17 protein-coding genes and 1 tRNA gene are annotated in these 19,649 nt (G+C 27.6%); 4 read left to right on the top strand and 14 right to left on the bottom strand.

Annotation, left to right across the window (positions count from 1 at the left end; genetic code table 11):
* Nucleotides 1-113: 113 nt before the first annotated feature.
* The 4 genes from ACYUEX_RS16645 to ACYUEX_RS16630 form a co-directional block, all read right to left on the bottom strand.
* Complete coding sequence (locus ACYUEX_RS16645) at nt 114-989, bottom strand: sugar ABC transporter permease (RefSeq protein ID WP_460289156.1); 876 nt, start codon at nt 987-989, stop codon at nt 114-116.
* Nucleotide 990: 1 nt separating this feature from the next.
* The gene (locus ACYUEX_RS16640; protein ID WP_411169220.1) at nt 991-1,926 is read right to left on the bottom strand and encodes a carbohydrate ABC transporter permease; all 936 of its coding nucleotides are present in this window, start codon (nt 1,924-1,926) and stop codon (nt 991-993) included.
* A gap of 57 nt (nt 1,927-1,983) precedes the next feature.
* The gene (locus ACYUEX_RS16635; protein WP_460289155.1) at nt 1,984-3,189 is read right to left on the bottom strand and encodes a sugar ABC transporter substrate-binding protein; all 1,206 of its coding nucleotides are present in this window, start codon (nt 3,187-3,189) and stop codon (nt 1,984-1,986) included.
* A 441-nt stretch (nt 3,190-3,630) separates the two neighbouring features.
* Nucleotides 3,631-5,460 (bottom strand): glycoside hydrolase family 13 protein, encoded by a 1,830-nt coding sequence (locus ACYUEX_RS16630; RefSeq protein WP_460289154.1) that lies wholly within the window; start codon nt 5,458-5,460, stop codon nt 3,631-3,633.
* Nucleotides 5,461-5,623: 163 nt separating this feature from the next.
* Here ACYUEX_RS16630 and ACYUEX_RS16625 point away from each other — a divergent pair, with 163 nt between their 5' ends.
* Nucleotides 5,624-6,313, top strand: a complete 690-nt coding sequence (locus ACYUEX_RS16625; RefSeq protein WP_460289153.1) for a helix-turn-helix transcriptional regulator — start codon at nt 5,624-5,626, stop codon at nt 6,311-6,313.
* Between the two features lie 549 nt (nt 6,314-6,862).
* Here ACYUEX_RS16625 and ACYUEX_RS16620 read toward each other — a convergent pair.
* The 4 genes from ACYUEX_RS16620 to ACYUEX_RS16605 all read right to left on the bottom strand — a co-directional run bounded on the left by ACYUEX_RS16620 (nt 6,863) and on the right by ACYUEX_RS16605 (nt 9,253).
* On the bottom strand, nt 6,863-7,531 hold the full coding sequence (locus tag ACYUEX_RS16620) for a metallophosphoesterase family protein (protein WP_460289152.1): 669 nt from the start codon (nt 7,529-7,531) through the stop codon (nt 6,863-6,865).
* A gap of 266 nt (nt 7,532-7,797) precedes the next feature.
* Complete coding sequence (locus tag ACYUEX_RS16615; RefSeq protein WP_460289150.1) at nt 7,798-8,061, bottom strand: hypothetical protein; 264 nt, start codon at nt 8,059-8,061, stop codon at nt 7,798-7,800.
* A gap of 221 nt (nt 8,062-8,282) precedes the next feature.
* Nucleotides 8,283-8,357 (bottom strand) — tRNA-Arg (locus ACYUEX_RS16610).
* Between the two features lie 80 nt (nt 8,358-8,437).
* Entirely contained in the window at nt 8,438-9,253 is an 816-nt protein-coding gene (locus ACYUEX_RS16605; RefSeq protein WP_460289149.1) for a staygreen family protein, read from the bottom strand.
* A 168-nt stretch (nt 9,254-9,421) separates the two neighbouring features.
* Here ACYUEX_RS16605 and ACYUEX_RS16600 point away from each other — a divergent pair, with 168 nt between their 5' ends.
* A complete protein-coding gene (locus ACYUEX_RS16600; RefSeq protein ID WP_460289148.1) occupies nt 9,422-10,147 on the top strand; it encodes a lysophospholipid acyltransferase family protein in 726 nt (241 codons plus the stop codon).
* Nucleotides 10,148-10,338: 191 nt separating this feature from the next.
* On the opposite strand, the gene ACYUEX_RS16595 is transcribed toward ACYUEX_RS16600, so the two are convergent.
* The 3 genes from ACYUEX_RS16595 to ACYUEX_RS16585 all read right to left on the bottom strand — a co-directional run bounded on the left by ACYUEX_RS16595 (nt 10,339) and on the right by ACYUEX_RS16585 (nt 13,783).
* Complete coding sequence (locus ACYUEX_RS16595; protein WP_460289147.1) at nt 10,339-11,709, bottom strand: MATE family efflux transporter; 1,371 nt, start codon at nt 11,707-11,709, stop codon at nt 10,339-10,341.
* Between the two features lie 132 nt (nt 11,710-11,841).
* Nucleotides 11,842-12,960: a Fic family protein gene (locus tag ACYUEX_RS16590; protein WP_460289146.1), complete on the bottom strand. Its 1,119-nt coding sequence runs from the start codon at nt 12,958-12,960 to the stop codon at nt 11,842-11,844.
* Between the two features lie 304 nt (nt 12,961-13,264).
* A complete protein-coding gene (locus tag ACYUEX_RS16585; protein WP_460289145.1) occupies nt 13,265-13,783 on the bottom strand; it encodes a methylated-DNA--[protein]-cysteine S-methyltransferase in 519 nt (172 codons plus the stop codon).
* Between the two features lie 284 nt (nt 13,784-14,067).
* Between ACYUEX_RS16585 and ACYUEX_RS16580 the strand changes: the two genes are divergently transcribed.
* Nucleotides 14,068-15,642 carry a DEAD/DEAH box helicase gene (locus ACYUEX_RS16580; protein ID WP_411169232.1) on the top strand — a complete coding sequence of 525 codons (1,575 nt, stop codon included), beginning with the start codon at nt 14,068-14,070 and terminating at the stop codon, nt 15,640-15,642.
* 68 nt (nt 15,643-15,710) lie between these two features.
* On the opposite strand, the gene ACYUEX_RS16575 is transcribed toward ACYUEX_RS16580, so the two are convergent.
* Nucleotides 15,711-16,013 carry a hypothetical protein gene (locus ACYUEX_RS16575; RefSeq protein ID WP_460289144.1) on the bottom strand — a complete coding sequence of 101 codons (303 nt, stop codon included), beginning with the start codon at nt 16,011-16,013 and terminating at the stop codon, nt 15,711-15,713.
* A 122-nt stretch (nt 16,014-16,135) separates the two neighbouring features.
* On the opposite strand from ACYUEX_RS16575, the gene rd reads away from it, so the two are divergent.
* The gene (gene rd, locus ACYUEX_RS16570; RefSeq protein WP_460289143.1) at nt 16,136-16,300 is read left to right on the top strand and encodes a rubredoxin; all 165 of its coding nucleotides are present in this window, start codon (nt 16,136-16,138) and stop codon (nt 16,298-16,300) included.
* A 33-nt stretch (nt 16,301-16,333) separates the two neighbouring features.
* On the opposite strand, the gene ACYUEX_RS16565 is transcribed toward rd, so the two are convergent.
* Together ACYUEX_RS16565 and ACYUEX_RS16560 are read right to left on the bottom strand one after the other, a co-directional pair.
* Nucleotides 16,334-17,818, bottom strand: a complete 1,485-nt coding sequence (locus ACYUEX_RS16565) for an N-6 DNA methylase (protein WP_460289142.1) — start codon at nt 17,816-17,818, stop codon at nt 16,334-16,336.
* Between the two features lie 54 nt (nt 17,819-17,872).
* Nucleotides 17,873-19,288 carry a potassium/proton antiporter gene (locus ACYUEX_RS16560; protein ID WP_460289141.1) on the bottom strand — a complete coding sequence of 472 codons (1,416 nt, stop codon included), beginning with the start codon at nt 19,286-19,288 and terminating at the stop codon, nt 17,873-17,875.
* Between the last annotated feature and the right edge of the window lie 361 nt (nt 19,289-19,649).

Raw genomic sequence — 19,649 nt, 5'->3', positions numbered from 1 at the left:
ATCTTTTCTCCTTACTACTTAACTATAATTGTATATCACCATTATATACGTATTACTGACATTTTTTAATACTATCAGTCATAATTTTATAGTTTTGTACATATTAGCTATTTTTATTCCTTAACAGCTCCTGCAACTAATCCTGTTGCAACAAATTTTTGTATTGATACAAATAATATTGCTAAAGGTATTGTAGCCATAACTGATGCTGCTGCATAAAGTGTCCAGTTTGTTGAAACCCCTTTATCCATGAATGATTTTAGTCCCATTACTAAAAGTTTCATTGATGGATCCTTCAATAATGCTGCTGATAATACGAACTCTCCAAAGGTACCTATAAATGAAAAGAAGAAAATAACTACTAGCATTGGTTTAGTTAAAGGTAATATTATTTTTTTAAATACTTGTCCATGAGTTGCTCCATCAACATATGCTGATTCATCTAACTCCTTTGGTAATCCTTGAATAAATCCTTTCATTAACCATATGTTGTATGCACTTGCTCCACACATTACTATTATTAAGAATGCGTGATTATCCATTCCCCATGGTAACTCATATGCTACACCTAGAATTGCTGGTAATGCCATTGATGCTGGGAACATTTGAAGTATAAGTAATGCCATTAACCCATATTTTTTTCCTGAGAATCTTAATCTTGAGAATGCATATGCAGCTGGTAAAGTTAATAATACTTGTACTATTGCTACAAATAACGCAACTTTACCTGTATTAAACATCCAAAGTAAGAAATTTGTTTGAGTTAATACTTTTCTATAATTATCAAAAGTTATTTCTGAAGGTATTAGCTCTTTTTGTATAAAGCTTGATCCTGTTGATAATGATGCAGTAACTATTGCAGCTACTGGGAATAAAACAATTGCTATACTTATCCAAATAAATATTCTACCTAACCATAATGTAGTTTTTTCTCGTTTATTCAGTTTCTTCTTGTGCTTATATTTTTTCTCTTTCTTTATATTCAACATACTAATCCACCTCTTTAAACTGGCCTGATGCCCTCATTTGTATGAATGCTATTGTTCCTACAATAAAGAACATTATTATTGATAATGCCGCACCTAAGTCAAATCTTCCAAATTGTGTTGTCATTTTATAAGCTGCTGACCCTAACATGTCTGTATAACCTGCAAAAGGTGTATCCGGTCTTACTGGTCCACCAGATAATAGTAGGAATGCTGCTGAGAATCCACCAAAGTTGAATGACCATGATCCAATTAATAACGGAAATGCTGTTGTAGCTAAGCTTGGTAATGTTATTTTAAAGAACTTTTGGAATCCATTTGCTCCATCTATGTCCGCCGCTTCGTAATATGTTTCTGGTATAGCTGATAAAGCTCCTATACAAACATTCATCATATATGGGAATCCAAGCCATATACTAATTAATACTACAGCCAATCTTGCTGGCCCAACTTGTGTTAGCCACATTATTGGCTCATTTATAATGTGTAATTGCATTAATATTTGATTTACAGCACCATATTGGCTATTTAATAATCCACTGAATGATACTATAACTATAGCTCCTGGTAAAGCCCAAGGAACTACTAAGAAAGCTTTATATAATGAAGCTTCTTTCATATTTTTATTTGAAAGTACTAATGCAAATATCAATCCAACGGCAAAACATCCTAAAGTAATTAATGTTGCACAAATAAATGTCCATGCAAATACTGGTAAAAACACTTCCTTAAGTGGTCCTGTTAAAACATCTTTAAAATTCTTTAAGCCTACAAATCCCCAATCGCCATTCATTGTTTTTAAATTATAATTTGTGAATGCAATATAAATTGTATATCCTATTGGTAAAATTGATAGTATAAACATACTAATCATTGATGGTGATAGAAATTTTAAAGCTCTTAAGTTTTCTTTGGCTGTAATTTTCTTTTTCTGCTTCATCTCAATTCTCTCCTTAGGAATAAAAGGGATGTTATTCATCCCTTTTATCAATTTATTTTATTGTTGAGTTTGTATTCCTTTTTTAATTCCATCAACAATATCAGGTGCCACTACTGATGGATCTTCACCCTTAATAATTCTTGATATACTTCCTGTTGAACCCCATACAGCCTGCATTTCAATAATGTTTGGCATTGGAACTGCATTCTTTGATTGATCTAAGAATCCTTTGAAGTATGGATCTTCTGCTGTTAAACCTGAATCAATAACACTTTGTCTAACTGGTATTCTCTTACCTGCTTTAAAGTAATCTTCTGCCATGTTTTTGCTTAAGTACTCCATTAATTTCCAAGCATCTTCTTTTTTGCTTGATTTAGCTGTTACAAAACCTGTTTGTACACCTAAGAATGATTTATATGGCTTTCCACCTATTGATGGAACTTCTGCAACACCTAAGTTAATTCCTGCATCAACCATTTGAGCTATATCCCATGATCCTGATATATAGAATATTGATTCTCCAGACTTAAAGTTTGCAGATGCAATATCTCCTGTAACATCAACTGGCATTAATTTATGTTTTTGAACTAAGTCTTGAAGGAATTGGAAACCTGCTATTGAACCTGGACTTGCTAATCCAATATCTTTTGCATTTAAGTTACCTTGTTCTCCCCCGAATATATATCCTCCAGTTGTTTGAATAATACCTCCAGTAATATAGAAGTTTCCTAAATCAATTTGGAATCCATTTGGTCCATGTGCTTTTGCCACTTCAATTAATTCTTCCATTGTTTTTGGTACTTCTTTCACCTTATCTTTGTTATATAATAACGCAACAGTTTCTTGTGCAAATGGAACTGCATAGTTCTTTCCACCTATTGCTGTAGCATTCCAAACTGAATCATTTACATAACCTGTTCTATCAAAAGAACTTGGAACCTCATCTACAACTCCTGCAACTTGGTATGTTGATAAATTATCATGACCTACACCTATATACATATCAGGCGCCTTACCTGAGTTAGCTACTTGCAAGAAATCTTGAGCTCCGCCATCATCATTTAACACCTTTATTTCATATCCATTTTCTTTTCCCCAATTATTAGCATGAGTTTGGATTACCTCTCTTTCTTTATCAGTAACCTTAGTCCAAACTGTTAATTCCTTACTCTTTGAAGTCTTTCCTGAGCTTCCACAACCTGTTAGTGCTGATCCTGCAACTAAAGTAGCCATAACTAATGCTATAAATTTTTTCTTAAACATTATTGTCCCTCCATAAAATTATTTATATAAAGATTAATCTCTTTATATCAATTAAAAATTTGTTATTTGTATTAGTTTGTCCTTATTTCTTGGAAGCGTTTCCAGAAATAAAGTTGATTTGTAGATTTTCAATAAAGTTTATAATAAACATATCTGCTAAGGTCTTTCTATATCTAATTTAATATTACAACCTATGCTTAAATTAAATCCTTTATTTATATCTACAAAATCCTTATTATAGAATCTATTGAATAATCTAGCCCTAATTTATCAACATTTTCTACTTAAATTTATTTTAAAACTAATTGGAATTGTTTCCAAAACTCTCTGGAATTGTTTCCAATATTCTGTTCGATTTATGAAATCGATTTATTTTATAGTAGCATTATTTTTTTTAATATTCAACATTTTTTTAATAAATTTTCAGTATTTTTTGTTTTTTTATTTAATTACAACAAATTTATATGCTTCTAATCTTAATTTATCTTTAAAATTTATTTCTTTTCCGTTAAATATATCTATTTTGTTTTTATTTTTTAACTCTTCTAATAGTTCTATTTCTGCTACTTCTTCTGAATTATTTATTATTACTATTACATCTCCCCTTTTATATATTAGCACTGGATTTTCTTTTTCTGTTAGCACCCATTCATTTTCGATTGATTTGAATTCTAAATGCTCCTTTTTAAGCCTAATTAGCTTTTTAGTAAATTCAAACATTTCTTTATCTTGTTTTTCTTCATCCCATACCATACATCTTCTATGAAGTTCTTGCCCCATTCCCTGGTTACCTTCCATGCTGTACTCAGTTCCATAATATATACATGGTGACCCAACTTGAGTGAACATAAATAACAATGATAATTTTACTTTATCTTTGTTTCCATTTGCTACTGTTAATATTCTTGGTGTGTCATGACTATCTAGTAAATTAAAAGTAACTTCATTTATTTGATTCGGATAACTTACACTTATTTGATTTACTAAATGTTTAAACTGCTCTGCATTTATTTCATTTGTGCAAAAATATTCTTTTATTGCTTCTGATAATGGATAATTCATTACTGAATCAAACTGATCTCCCATTAACCACGGTAATCCATCATGCCATACTTCTCCTAGAATATAAGTATCTGGATTTACACTTAGCACTTTTTCTCTAAACTTTCTCCAAAAAACATGGTCAACTTCATTGCATACATCCAATCTCCATGCATCTATATTCATTTCCCCACTCCAGTATTCAGCTACCCTTAATAAATACTCAATAACTTCAGGATTTTCTGTATTTATTTTAGGCATCATAGCTGTACGCCCAAATGTTTCATAGTTTAAATTTCTTCCATCTAACTCTCTTAATGGTTTATCTACAACTGGAAACTTATTTATATAAAACCAATCTTTATACTTAGAATCTTCATTATTAGCAACAACATCTTGCCACTGTGGAGAAAAGTATCCTAGGTGGTTAAATACTGCATCCAGCATTATTTTCATACCTCTTTTATGTGCTTCATCAACTAGCTTTTTAAAAGTTTTCTTGTCTCCTAAAGTTGGATCTATTTCTAAGTAATCTATTGTGTCATATCTATGATTAGTTGTAGCTTTAAATATTGGACAGAAATATAGACCTGTTATTCCTAAATCACATAAATAATCTAGCTTATCTATTACTCCTTGCAAATCTCCCCCCATGAAGTTTTTACCTGTTGGCTCTGTTCCCCATGGTTCTACATTTTTAGGATCTATTGATTTATCTCCATTACAGAACCTATCTGGAAATATTTGATACCAAATTGTACTTTTTGCCCATTCTGGCACCTTTGCTACATCCATATTGTTTAAATATGGGAAACAATAAAAATCTCCTATTCTACACAGCTTACTTTCATCTGAATTTCCATCTAAAAGATGAATTCTTTTTTCTGTAAATAATATTCTTTCATCTTCTCCCTCTAATATAAATGCATATCTTGAACGCTTTTTCTCTGGTTTATGTTCTGCTATCCAATGATCAAAGTATTCAGTTTCTACTTCTTTTCTCATTTCAATACTGACTCCACCAGTCCATGTACTTCCCCCTGCATTCATATTTCCACCATCACAGCCACCTTCATCCCAAATATAAGGATCTCCAATTCTAAGATAAGCTTTTTTAACTTCACCCTTTTTAGTTTTAATTCTTATATGTAGTGTATCTTTATCGTATCCATAAGAATAGTTGCTTTTAGGTATATGATGTATTGCTTCCCTTGTTATACTCTTTGTCATTACTTATTTCCTCCTAGCTATTAACTCATTTCTTTTTAAATCGTTTGCATAATATATTAAGCAGCTTCTTTAACTTGAATTATAGCATCATATTATTTTATTTCTTTTATATTTTTTCGATTTATTGTATAATTTTTATATAAAATTATTAAGGGGAATGCTAATGAATAATCATTTAGATACTGATAAATTTATAGGAGATGATCAGTTTTTTTATACTGATTTTCAAACCTTTATAAAAACTAATGATTTTACCCAAATATTAGATAATCTTAAGAAAAAACATATTTATGAAATTTCTATCGAAAAAGATATTGATGAAAAGAAATATGACTTAATAATTTGGAATGCTTTCTTGTCTAAAGAAATTATTAAAGATAAGATTATAAAAATTGCTTTACACGATGTTTACAATTTCTTTTATTTAAATATTATTAAGTGTAATTCACTTATTGAACTTCAAGAACTTGAAATAAAAATGTTTGAAAAATATACAGTTCAAATTATTAATAATATGGAGATTACTTCTAACTTTGCTGTTAATCGTATTTTGCATTATCTTCATATGCATGTTGAAAACTATTTCTCATTAAATGAGATGGCAGACGAACTTAATAATTCACCATCTTATCTTAGTTCCTTGTTTAGTAAAACTATGGGGATTTCTATTGTTGACTATATTCACAATCTAAAGATTAATAGAGCTAAAATACTACTTAAGACTACTTCTAAAAATATTTTAGAAATATCTCAATTGCTAGGTTATTGTGATTCTAGTCATTTTTCTAAAAAGTTTAAGGAAAAACAAGGTGTTTCTCCTCTTTCTTATAGAAACGATAAGCTTATAAAATAAGAAAGTGGGCATATGTAAGTTTAACAAATTTTATTTGTTAAAAATTTTTAAAAGTTATAGTTTTCTGCATATTTAAATATTATATAGATATTTTTTATCTACTGAATTTCTTGATAAACCTAGTAAAATCAAGGGTTTACAAGGGGCTAACGTTTCGTGAGGTCCTTTAAAAACAAAAAAAATCAATTGTAAAGTTAGCTTCATACTATGGAAAAACTAGAAATTTTAAAAAAAGAAGAGATTAACTACTCTGAATTAAGAAAATATTTATGTGTAAATTGGCGTGGCGTTATGCTACGCCAATTTTGTTATTTTTAGCGGTTTCATCCATTATTTGAAAATTAAAAGTTACTCCACTTACCTTAAACATGTGAAATACTACACTTGCTGCCTCTATATCACTTCCTTGTAGTTACTTTATTAATTTATATGATAACTACAAATATAGGCTATCTAATATCATTACCCATAAGCCTAAAATGCTTCTTGTGCAAATCCTTTTCCCCAATGCTGAATATTAGCATACTTCTTTATCCATTCACCCCATCCTTAAACATAAAACTCTTTCATATCATCTAATCTTAAACAGGCTAGTTTTCCATTTGCCTCTTCAAATACACACCCACAATCAATATATATTGTTTTATCCACTATTTTGATTTTCAAATCATAATCATCATCATCATTGTTAATTGTTTGTACTGGTGTATGTCCACAGACCACTATATAATCTCTATATTTCTTCTCATTGCCTATATTACTTCTATCCCATAAACATATATCTTCTTCTTGTTTTAAAAATTCCTCTAACTCTAGATCATCACAGTTTTTATCAAAATGTAATCCAGCATGGACTAATATGAACTTATCAACAACCTTAATTATAGGTAACTCTTTAATATATTTATATAAAGTTTCTTGATATATATAGTCCTTCTCCATTATCTGTATATGAGTTGATTGCCCACCATTGTAAAACCATAATATAGGGTTTCCACTCTCAAAGTACTCTTCAAGCATTTTTTCATGATTGCCTTTTATTAACGTTATATTTTTATGGCCTAATACATAGTCTAATATTCCTAATGGATTAAGTCCTCTATCAAATATATCTCCAAGAATATAAAGTTCATCAGTTTCATTAAAATCTATTAAGTTAATCATACTTATAAACTTATTATAGCAACCATGCAAATCTGACATAGCATAAATACTCATACCTTTTCCCTCCTATAGAGTGGATTACTTATGTAGTCCACTCATTTATTAGAATTGCGAAATAAAAATAAAAAGACCACAGGATATTCCTCAGTCTAAACTGATATAATTCCCATAGTCTATTATATGAAACTCTCCACTAAAATAGTGAGGTACTAATTCTATTTAATTATTATGCTTATGCTTGTTTTAGCATAAAGCATCTTTAAAATCTAGTTATATCAGCGATTTAAGTGTAGTTACTACATAAATTTATTAGGTAACTACTATATACCCCAATTCTCTTTTAGCTGATTAACTATTTTCATCACTTCTCCATCATCTTTTACTATATTTGAGTGATATCCCTTTGCTAAAGTTTTATATAGTTTCTTATATTTACTTTTATCGCTCTCATTGTGGTTACTATGTTTATGACTCTGATAACCACCATATAAATTATAATTATTGTAGTTACTTTTAAAGTTTTCATAATAACTACGTTCTCGCTCTTTAGCTGCTTCATATTGATTCTTTATATTCTCTGGCATTTCCTCATCTCTAAGTATTTGAAATATATCATAACACTTATCATAAGAGTTATTGCCATATATTTTTTCAAAATCCTCTTTATCTTCTAAATATATTTAAAAATAAATTGTAATTTGATGACACCACAAGATAAACCAAAATACAAAAGGCACCTTTTAGGAATCACCGGCATAAAATAAAAGCCGTAAACCCTTTATATAACTAGGTTTACGGCTTTTTATGGTATCCCCAACAGGGATCGAACCTGTATCTGTCCCTTAGGAGGGGACTGTTCTATCCATTGAACTATGGAGACACAATTACAACTAAATTGTATAATAACATTATGCACATGTCAATATTATCCTAAGCATATGTTATCTCCATATGTTTAATTTATTCCTTGATACTTTTTATAATTACCCCATTAGATTTTACAATTAAATCTACTTTAAGCTTTTTAACTTTTGAGTTTAATTTTATATTAATAGCTGCAGATACTTCATATATTTTATCACAACCATCTATTGATTTTATTTTATTAATGTTAATAATTTCACTTTTATCTACACAGTAAATTATTCCTGCTCCATATAATACGCATAGTTGTGTTTGTATATATGGATTTAAAAGGTTTAATATAACTTCTTCTTCATTACTAAGTTTATTTTTCTTTTTTCTAGTTTCCTCTTCTACTAATTGAAATTTCTCTACTAAGTTATAACCATAGAAATTATCGTAAGTTTCTTGAATATATTTATACTCCTTTAATTTCCCCCAGTTTTCTACTTTATAGAAGTCTTCATACTTTGAATTAAACTTTATAAATACATCTGAGTTATCTAAATGAGGGTATTTTTCTATTAATTGCCTATCACTCAGTATTATTGAATTAATTATCAACGGAAGTCTTCTTCTATATATTTTATCTTTCTTTTTTATTTTATCTATATCATTCTCTTCTCCATCTACATTTACATAAAGATACAGAATATTTTTTCCGTTCTTTTCATGCCATTCTCCATGCATTTCATCATCATTCACACTCACTTTTATTTGGTCATAACCACCACCTATAGATACCATTATCTCTTCAGTATTATTAGAATAAGTAACTATATAATTTCTCGGAGTTACTGGCCCCAATTGAGACACACCATCTTTAAAGTCTATAATAACTTTCCATGGAACTAACCTTTCCAAAATTTTCACCTCAAAAATACGCTTTATTGTTTACTATATGTGCATATTCTTTATATAGTTACTTGCATATAAGGCTTGTCTGTTTATTAAAGAAATTTATATACTTTTATATAGTCTCACTTTGTTGTATACTTTATTTATGTAATTTTATTAAATTATTGAAAGGATTTGATTTTCATGCTTAGATCTATTGTTTGGTATATATACTTTTTTATTGCTTTATTAATCAGTATGCCTCGTATGATAAAAACAAAAAGTCTTGATAAGAAAGGACTAGAAAAAGAAAAGGAAAGAGTTGTTTATAAAGCCACTACTTCCTGGGCTAATGGTCTTCTAAAAGTTGCAGGAGTTAAGGTTACAGTTCATGGGTTAGAAAACCTTCCCAAAGATAAAAATGTTTTATTTATAGGAAATCACCAAGGTAATTTTGATATTCCAATATACATTAGTAAAATTCCTGGTCTAAAAGGATTTGTATCAAAAATAGAAGTAAAAAAAATTCCTGGGGTTAGTACATGGATGGAGTATATGCATTGTATTTTTATGGATAGAAGTAATATAAGAAAAGCTGCTGAGGCTATAGTACAAGGTGTTAAAGTTCTAAAAGATGGACATTCCTTAGTTATATTCCCAGAAGGTACAAGAAGTAAAGGTGACAAAATGGGAGATTTTAAAGCTGGTAGCTTTAAGTTAGCAACAAAATCTAAGGTACCAATAGTTCCTGTTACAATGAGCGGCTCTTATAAGATAATGGAATCAAATAGCCGTAAGTGGATTATAAAGCCAGCTAATGTTGATTTATATATTCATCCTGCTATAGAAACAGCTAATTTAACTAAAGAAGAACAAGATGCTTTACCTAAAAAAGTTTATGAAATAATTAAAAGTAAGTTACCAAGTTAGTCTTTATTAATACTAGAAGTATTTTTAAAATAACTAATAAAAAAAGACCTGAAACTTTATATAAGTCTTCAGGTCTTTTTTGTTTTTATATAATATATAGAAATTTAATATGCATAATTTTAAATTAAATGTCTAAAAAACTTTTAAAATATACTTTATTTAAAATTCTTCTCCTTTTATTACTTATTTCATTATGCAGTTATTTCATATTCTTCTATTACATTTTTAATCCATTTTCCTGATTTTAATCTGCTTCTTTCAAAGAAAATTTTAATAAACTCTTCTGTACATATTAATAAATATACAAAAGTTATTGGTAGACTAAATATTGTAGCTGATAAAAATGCCATTGGCACTGCATAAAACCAAACTGTTCCTAATTGTACTAACGTTGAATAAAGTGTATCTCCACCACCTCTAAATATACCTACAATCATAACTACATTGTAAGATCTTATAGGGCTTATTAATGCCATTATTCTTAATACTGTTATAGTATTCTTAAAGGTTTCTGCTTCTACGTTAAAAGGCTTAACTATTTGTGGTGCTAAAATCCAAACTAATACTCCTATTACTAATCCAAGTATCGGTGCCACTTTTCCTATTTTATGTGAATAATCAACTGCGACATCTTCTTCATTTGAACCTATTTTATTGCCAACCATAATAGCAGCTGCAGAAGCTAATCCTATACATAATACCATAAACATATTATTTAAAGTTGTTGCAATTTGCATAGTAGCAACAGCACTTGTACCTATTTGTGCATAAGCAACTGAATATGCAGTCATTCCTAATGACCATAATAATTCATTCGCTATAACAGCGGTAGATGTATTAAAATAGATTTTTATAAAGTTCATATCGAATGATAATAGCTCTTTAACCTTTGAAGCTATAACATTATTTTTGACATATATCATTGTAATTATATAAATCATTTCTATAGTACGTGCTATTGTTGTTGCTAAAGCAGCTCCAGCTACCCCCATTGGCTTTACACCTAAGTTACCAAAAATAAATACCCAGTTTAAAAATGCATTACATAATACTCCTATTAAGCTTGCATACATAGGCACTTTTGGCTGTTCTGAACTTCTTAATGCTGAAGAAAATGCTTGAGTAAAACCAGTAAATATAAAGCTTATTGCAATAATTCTTAAATATTGCCCACCTAATTCTATAACTTGAGGATCTCTTGATAAAATACTCATTATTGGTTCTGCTAAAACAAATGCAGCTCCCCCAAATATTAATGATGCTATTAATCCAATAGTAATATCTAATCCAAGTACCTTTTTGATATTAGATACATCTTTTTTTCCCCAATATTGAGACATAAATACACTAGCACCTGCATTTATACCAGAAATACATAACATAAAAATAAAGAAATATTGATTAGCTAAGCCTACAGCAGCAATAGCTTCTTCTCCTAGCCTACCAACCATTAAATTATCAACAAGATTTAATGATGATGTTATAAAGTTTTGAAGTGTTATTGGTAAAGCTAATGTAAGCATTGTTTTCATGAAAGCTTTATCCTTTAGTAGATTCTTCATATTGTTTCCCCCTCTTTTGTTTAATAAAATGCATAAAAAAAGAGCACATGGGTAGTCTCGCCGCCCATCTGCTCATTAATACTAACTTTTTTTCCTTAGTTATTTTCTAACAATTATTCAAATTTGTCAACCTTATTCTTCAAAATTATCTATTATTGTGGATATGTCATTCATATAATACTCATATCTCTTTCCCATTTTTGCTATTTTAAAAACTCCTAATGTTACTAAATAATTTAAGTCACTTCTAGACGTTTCATAGGATAAATTTAGTTTCTTTTTGTAGTTATCAATGGTTACTACATTAGTTCTAGATGTTAAAGCACTATTAATAAATTTAATTTGTCTATCTTCAAGTTTTACATTATTTTTCTCAATTAGTTCTTTTATTATTTTTTTACCAAATTTATAGCTTAAATTGCTATTTAATTCTTCAACGGCATTTCTTAATATACCTAGATAAAATCTTATAAAATATGTTATATCTCCATTTGAAGATATGCTATTCTCTATTGCACTATTATATTTCTTTAATTTATCCTTTATTAAATTTGATAAAGTACAATACTTAAAAATTTCATATCTACGGCTTAACAAATACTTGTATGAAACTATTTCTGCAATTAAATTATTATAAGATAAAAATGGCTTATTCACTAATATATAAAAGTATATGGTAGCTGATTTTATAATCTTACTTTTTTCCTCTTCATTATTTATGAATTTTAATAAATTCTCCAAATTATATAAATCTTTCATGTCTCTACACATATAATTAAAATACTCTTCTAGATTTTTTTCATTATTTAGTGTGCTTTTATTTTCAATTACATTATATAAACTACACAAAAAATTGCTATCTATATTTTCATTCTCATTAATAATTGAAAGTATTTTTATTTTAATATCTTCTGGTAATTCTACATTTTCTAGTCTAAATAACTCTAATATTTCTAGTTCCTCTGCTGATTTCTTTATATTATCCCTTGTATTTAATGATAAATAATCAAATATCTCTAAGCTGTTTGCCTCATTTATAAATATACTATCACTTACTATATCATCAGTATTATTGTACCAATATTCAGTATAATCTTTAAAATTAAGTTTTTTTTCATCAGATGATTTCTTTCTTTCTAACTCAATGTTTTCCCAAATTTCTTCCAATTCTTCTTTATCAAAAACTCTTCTTGAGATTTGTTTCTTACTAAAATATAACTTATTAAAATCTTGAACAAGTTGATTATCCATAACCCCTCCATAATAACTTTACTAATTAAATACTTTTTAATTTATTTCAAAAATATTATTTTACTTTTATATTACTAAAAAACTACTATTTAATTAATAATAAAATACTATTTAAATACTAATTAATTACTATTAATAATTATAATTAAAATACTTTTAAAATACTATTTAAATATATACTAAATTACTTATAAATAATTTACAATATTAAAATAAAAATTTACTAATAAAAAAAAAGGGAGATAAAATCACCCTTCCTTTTTTTGTAAAATATTATTTGTATGAAATTTACAATAACAAAAAATTACTTTTTATTATTTTTTAGAGTATTTTTTTCAAAATCTATTAATTTTCTTTGTATATCTGTATGATTTCCAGCATAACCTAGTAATTTTCCACTTTTCCCTATAACTCTATGGCATGGAATTATTATAGGAACAGGATTAGATCTATTAGCCTGACCAATTGCTCTTACAGCTTTATCCTTTCCTATTTTATTAGCTATATAACTATAACTTTTTAACTCTCCATAAGGTATATTATTAAGTTCCTTCCATACTAGCTTTCTAAACTCTGTTCCTTCTATATCTAGCTTTAAATCAAATTTTTCTCTCTTTCCATCTAAATATTCATTTATTTGATCTATTACATCCTTACATTTATATTCATCTTCAATTAAATTAATATTATTTTCTTTAAATTTAATCCACTTTTCTTCTATTAATTCTATTTTCCTTAATCCTTCATCACTTTTTACTATATATATTGATCCGATACTGATATTTATTTTACAAAAATACAATTTTCCTTCTTTATTTTCCATATGGTTCCTCCTGGTAAACCTTTACTTGTTGTTTTTTTAATATTTATTACAAAATAACTTATTTTACTAGTAAATAATACGAGCATATTTTTCAATTTTAGTGTATACTAAGCTAGTTAAGAAAAAATAATATATAAGTTATAATAAATATTTAATTAAATCATATTATAATTTGATACGATATAAGTAAAGCTAATATTAAAACAACTTATATAAAAATGAAAAAAATATATATTATATTTAATTATAAATTATTTTAAATACTAAAAGAAAGAGGATTTTGAATGAACGAAATAAAATTTAGTAACTTAGGGCTTAAGGATACCCTTTTGAAATCTATTAATGATTTAGGTTTTGAAAAACCATCACAAATACAAGCTGAAGCAATACCTGTAGCTATACAAGGATATGACCTTATCGGTCAAGCTCAAACTGGTACTGGTAAAACTGCTGCTTTCGGATGTGGAATTATTAATCATATTTCTAGTAAAAGTGGTCTTAGTGCTATAATACTAGCCCCAACAAGAGAATTAGCTATCCAAGTTAATGATGAGCTAAAAAGATTATCAAAATATGACGATTTAACAATATTACCTGTTTATGGTGGAGATCCAATAACAAACCAAATAAGAGCATTAAAGAGAAATGTAAATATAGTGGTTGGTACTCCAGGTAGAGTTTTAGATCATATAAAAAGAGGAACTATAAAATTAGATAAGATTAAATTCCTAGTTTTAGATGAAGCTGATGAAATGTTAAATATGGGATTCATAGATGACTTAGAAGATATAATAAAGCAATTACCATCTGAAAGACAAACTTTATTATTCTCAGCGACTATGCCTGATCCAATAAGAAAATTAGCTAAGAGATATATGAAACCAGATGCTAAGCATATATCTATAAAGAAGACTTCTATGACTGTATCTAAGATAAGTCAAAACTTTTTTGAAGTATCTCATAAAACAAGATTTGAAGCACTTTGTAGAGTTTTAGATTTCGATACTCCATCATCTGCTATTATCTTCTGTAGAACTAAGAAGGGTGTAGATGAATTAGTTGAAGGTATGCAATCAAGAGGATATGTTGTTGAGGGTATGCACGGAGATATGTCTCAAGCACATAGATTAAGAACTTTAAAGAAGTTTAAAGAAGGTTCTTTAAATTATTTAGTTGCAACTGATGTAGCTGCAAGAGGAATAGATGTTGAAGGTATAACACACGTTATAAACTATGACTTACCGCAAGACGTTGAAAGCTATGTTCATAGAATAGGTAGAACTGGAAGAGCAAACAGAGAAGGTACTGCTTACTCATTAGTTTCTCCTAAGGAGTTCTCAATGCTAAAGCAAATAAAATCAGTAACTAAAAGTGATATTGTTAGAAAAAATATCCCAACAGTTAGTGATATATTTAATAGTAAATCTACATCTATATTAGAGGATGTTACTAATACTATAAATGACTCAGATTACTCAAAGTTTATTCCAGTAGCAAAAGAATTAACTGAAAAGTATGATTCTGTAGAGATTATTGCAGCTTTAATAAAGAATAAATTTAATGATGAGTTACTTGAAACTTATACATCTAATGCTTTAGAAGCTCCTAAGTCAGAGGATATACGCTTATTCTTATCTATTGGAAGAAGAGATGGTATAAATCCTAAGACTCTAGTTAACTTTATTAAGGATACTGCTAGAGTAAAGGCTTCTTCTATAGGTGATATAGACATATTAGAAAACTTCTCATTTGTTAATATATCTCCTGATATTAAAGATAAAGTTCTTGATAAATGTATCGGTGTTAAGCTTAATAAGAGAAAAGTAAACATCGAAGTCGCTAATAGAAAAAGAAAATAATTAAATTAAACAAGGCTATTTTAAGCTTAAGGTAAGCATTAAATAGCCTTTTATATTATGTTTTTTTATTATTTACACTTCTTTTTTATTCCTTCATAAAGATACTTTAAATATTCAATATCTTTCCCTTCAGTTTCTAATATCTTTATTCTATCTTCTACCCTTTTTATAGTTTCTTTAGCCTCTTCAAAATCTTTATGATTTATACATGTACTTGTATATTCTAATAGATAATCTATCTTCAATACTACTTCCGCTAAATCCTCCCTATTATCATTAACTAAATCTACTAATAAAGAATATATTTTAGGAGATGTATCTTTTCTTACACTACTTAGTAAGTCATTATTTTTACTATTTTTTCTTCCCATGTTATCACCTCTACTCTAATATTATCATACTATATTTTATTATTTATAATAATTTATATCATATTTTAATACTATACCCAATACATTTTAAAATATAAAGGAATTTTAGGAGGTTTATATTAATGCAGCAATATATTTGCGTACCTTGTACCTATATCTATGATCCGGAATATGGAGATCCCGAAAATGGAATAGATCCTGATACAGCGTTCGAAGATCTACCAGATGATTGGGTTTGCCCAGTTTGCGGGGCTTCAAAAGATGAATTTGATCCATTAGACGAGTAACTTAACCTAAAAAACAGTCATAAAGACTGTTTTTTAGGTTCTTTTAACTAAGTTAATTTTAAACTCGTTTATATATGAAATTGTTTCACTGCATAAATTAGCTTCTTTATTAATAATATTATCAATATCAATTAATATATCTTTAATATCTTCTTTATTTTTAGACTTTTCATATGCTAACTTTCCTAAATTACATAAATCACTTTTTATATTATCATTAAAATTAATTAAGGGTATTCTAGAGACATATCCAGAGGTTATCATGTTACTTCTATTTAAAACTCCTCTTACAATATAACTTACTAAAGTAGAATTTAAATAAGATAAAAGCCAAAAGCTGTCTTCATCATTACATATAATGCATGTGTTTACACCGAAGGTACTTTCTTTAGGTAACTTGCAAGCAGTAAATTGAACCCCCATAGATGAACAAATTATTCCTGATTTATATAAAAGCTCTTTGTTTCTTACTATAAAGTTAGAAATCCCTCTTGAAATATTAATAAAATCCTTATTAATATACATGACCTTATCTGTATAGAACTTATCTTTTCCTGGATTTTTATAAAATGGAACTGTATATGGTTCTACTTTTTCCGTTGATAAATATAGCTTATCATTTCCAGTTGAAATTCCAGTTATACAATTAAACTTATCTTTTAATCTATCATTATTAAATAATATCTTAATATCTTCAGGACATTCTATTAAGAATTCACTATTATCATATTTATTGTTCAATATAATACTTTTTAAAGAATTTACTTTATATTTATTTTTATTAGAGTTTAATGTTTTTATTAATTCATTTTTATTTGTACATCTATTATTTATAATTATATTTCCTTGGAAATCTAGCCCCTTTTGTAATATAACTATGCTTGTTCTAACATCCGCACCTTGCTCAGAAAACAAGTCTGTTGGACACATTGTTATTTCATGTATAGAACAGGTCTTTAAGATTTTTTTCCTAAGTCCCTCATAGCTTTTAGATGTTAAGAAGGAATCATGAGTTATTATTCCTATCGCCGCTCCAACCTTTGCTAAATCTATTATTGCTGATATAAATATCCCATACATATTATGAGTTCCTACATCTCCAAAATATCTTTTTAGCTCCTTTTTATTTTCCCTTATATATTCTACTTCATGACAATTATACGGTGGATTTAATACATAGTAATCATGATTTAACTCTTTAATTTTTTTATTTTCATCAATATTCTTATAATAATATTTTATAAAATCTGTATTTTTAAATTTACAGTTATATTCTTGTTTATAATTAATAATATCTATACCATAAGTATCTATATTAAAACTCTCAAATGGTTTAAGCATTTCCTCTCTTCCACAACAAGGATCAAGTACACTTTTACCACTACTATTTATTCCTAATACTCGTCTTGCAATATAATTACTTATAAAATTTGGAGTTGAATAATATCCTATTTTTCTTTTATCTATATATGTTTCATCTATTATATTTTCTTTTATTACTTTTTCTTTTCTACCCATAAGCATTATCTCCAATTTTCAATATATAATATTATATTACAAGTATACACTAAATTAATAAACTAAATTATCAAAGCTATTAGCACTTAACACTAATACATCTCCGCTTTTTACAATTGTAGATCCCTTAGGTACTATAACTTCATCATTACGTTTTATCATTACTATTAATATATCTTCAGGAATATCTGAGTCCATAATACTCTTATCAGCCCATTTACTATCTTCTAATATATTAACTTCCATAAGTTTTGTGCTTTTATCTTCTTTATAGTCATTAAAGGTTCTTAAAACAGGAGTACTATCATCTACTAAATCTAGCTTTTGAGCAACCTTTGGTATTAATGTTCCTTGAATTGCAACAGAGAATAAAGCTATAAAGAACATTATATGAAATATATCATTTTGTATATTTACTCCATAGGTTACTGCGTATATTGCAAAAACTATTGAGGCTGCCCCTCTTAATCCTACCCATGAAATAAATATTTTTTCTTTTACAGAATAATCAAATTTGCTTAATATAATAAATGTAGCAAGAGGTCTTGCTATTACTATCATAAATATCGATATTGCTATAGATATACCAATTACACTTGGTAATTCAGATGGGAATGATAATAAGCCTAACATAAAGAATAAACCTATTTGCATTATCCATGATACTCCATCAAAGAAATGGAATAAACTCTTCTTATGTGGTATTTTACTATTACCTATTATTATACCTGCCATATATACGCTTAGATACCCATTTCCACCAAGCCATTCAGTAACTGCATATGACAATATAGCAATAGCTGTTATAAATATAGTATAAAATCCTTCTACTTCAAAATTAGCACGCCTTATTATATAAACAGTTGCTTTTGCTAATACACTTCCTACTAATATTCCAAACAATATTTGTTTTATTATCATTGGAACTATTGATTCTACACCTGAATTAGACATAAGAGTTAAAACTATAAGTGTTAGCATATACGCAATAGGGTCATTACTACCACTTTCTATTTCTAATAATGGTGCTAAAGATCCTTTTAAGTTAAGTTTTTGAGAACGTAGTATTGAAAACACAGATGCAGCATCAGTTGATCCTACTACAGATCCAATAAGTAGCCCCTCTAACAAACTAGTGCCTAGTACAAAGTAACAAAATAATCCCGTTAACCCAGCTGTAATTATAACCCCTAAGGTAGACATTAATATAGATGGAACAGCTGACTTTCTAGCGATCTTCCAATTTGTTCCAAAACCACCATAGAACATTATAAATACTAATCCTAATGAGCATATTTTACTAGTTAAGTCATAGTTGTCAAAATATATTCCTACAATCCCATCAGAACCAAATAACATTCCTAATACTATAAAAATTAAAAGCATAGGAACTCCAAACTTGTATAAAATTTTACTAGATGTTATGCAAATTAATAGTATTAATCCACATATAATCATTAATTCAATCATATTACCTCCTTAAAAAATATTTTTTCATAATTTAATTATACACTATAACTTATTCCTATCCCAATTAACAATCTTTAAATTTATTACTATATTAATTAACAATATCTTAACTTTTACTTTTATAAAGCTTTTAGTTGTTAATTAAATATCTATAAAATTTATATATTACTTTAATAATTATTTTTATTTTCCTAATTTATGCGATTATATATTACTATATTCAAAATCTTCAATAGATGCTTTATATATTTATATAAATAATATAAAAAGGGACATCTTTACTTTTTATAGTTAAAGATGATCCCTTTTATTAATTATACTTTAAATTTATCTATTAATTTATCTAAATTATTCGATAGTT

The sequence above is a fragment of the Clostridium sp. CTA-7 genome (assembly GCF_054768095.1).
Note: the sequence above shows the minus strand (reverse complement) of the source record. Positions and strands in the feature narration are given on the sequence as shown.

Coding starts and splice junctions, on each gene's coding strand:
- ACYUEX_RS16645 (WP_460289156.1), bottom strand. CDS start 989: ATGTTGAATATAAAGAAAGAGAAAAAATATAAGCACAAGAAGAAACTG.
- ACYUEX_RS16640 (WP_411169220.1), bottom strand. CDS start 1,926: ATGAAGCAGAAAAAGAAAATTACAGCCAAAGAAAACTTAAGAGCTTTA.
- ACYUEX_RS16635 (WP_460289155.1), bottom strand. CDS start 3,189: ATGTTTAAGAAAAAATTTATAGCATTAGTTATGGCTACTTTAGTTGCA.
- ACYUEX_RS16630 (WP_460289154.1), bottom strand. CDS start 5,460: ATGACAAAGAGTATAACAAGGGAAGCAATACATCATATACCTAAAAGC.
- ACYUEX_RS16625 (WP_460289153.1), top strand. CDS start 5,624: ATGAATAATCATTTAGATACTGATAAATTTATAGGAGATGATCAGTTT.
- ACYUEX_RS16620 (WP_460289152.1), bottom strand. CDS start 7,531: ATGAGTATTTATGCTATGTCAGATTTGCATGGTTGCTATAATAAGTTT.
- ACYUEX_RS16615 (WP_460289150.1), bottom strand. CDS start 8,061: ATGCCAGAGAATATAAAGAATCAATATGAAGCAGCTAAAGAGCGAGAA.
- ACYUEX_RS16600 (WP_460289148.1), top strand. CDS start 9,422: ATGCTTAGATCTATTGTTTGGTATATATACTTTTTTATTGCTTTATTA.
- ACYUEX_RS16595 (WP_460289147.1), bottom strand. CDS start 11,709: ATGAAGAATCTACTAAAGGATAAAGCTTTCATGAAAACAATGCTTACA.
- ACYUEX_RS16590 (WP_460289146.1), bottom strand. CDS start 12,960: ATGGATAATCAACTTGTTCAAGATTTTAATAAGTTATATTTTAGTAAG.
- ACYUEX_RS16585 (WP_460289145.1), bottom strand. CDS start 13,783: ATGGAAAATAAAGAAGGAAAATTGTATTTTTGTAAAATAAATATCAGT.
- ACYUEX_RS16580 (WP_411169232.1), top strand. CDS start 14,068: ATGAACGAAATAAAATTTAGTAACTTAGGGCTTAAGGATACCCTTTTG.
- ACYUEX_RS16575 (WP_460289144.1), bottom strand. CDS start 16,013: ATGGGAAGAAAAAATAGTAAAAATAATGACTTACTAAGTAGTGTAAGA.
- rd (WP_460289143.1), top strand. CDS start 16,136: ATGCAGCAATATATTTGCGTACCTTGTACCTATATCTATGATCCGGAA.
- ACYUEX_RS16565 (WP_460289142.1), bottom strand. CDS start 17,818: ATGGGTAGAAAAGAAAAAGTAATAAAAGAAAATATAATAGATGAAACA.
- ACYUEX_RS16560 (WP_460289141.1), bottom strand. CDS start 19,288: ATGATTGAATTAATGATTATATGTGGATTAATACTATTAATTTGCATA.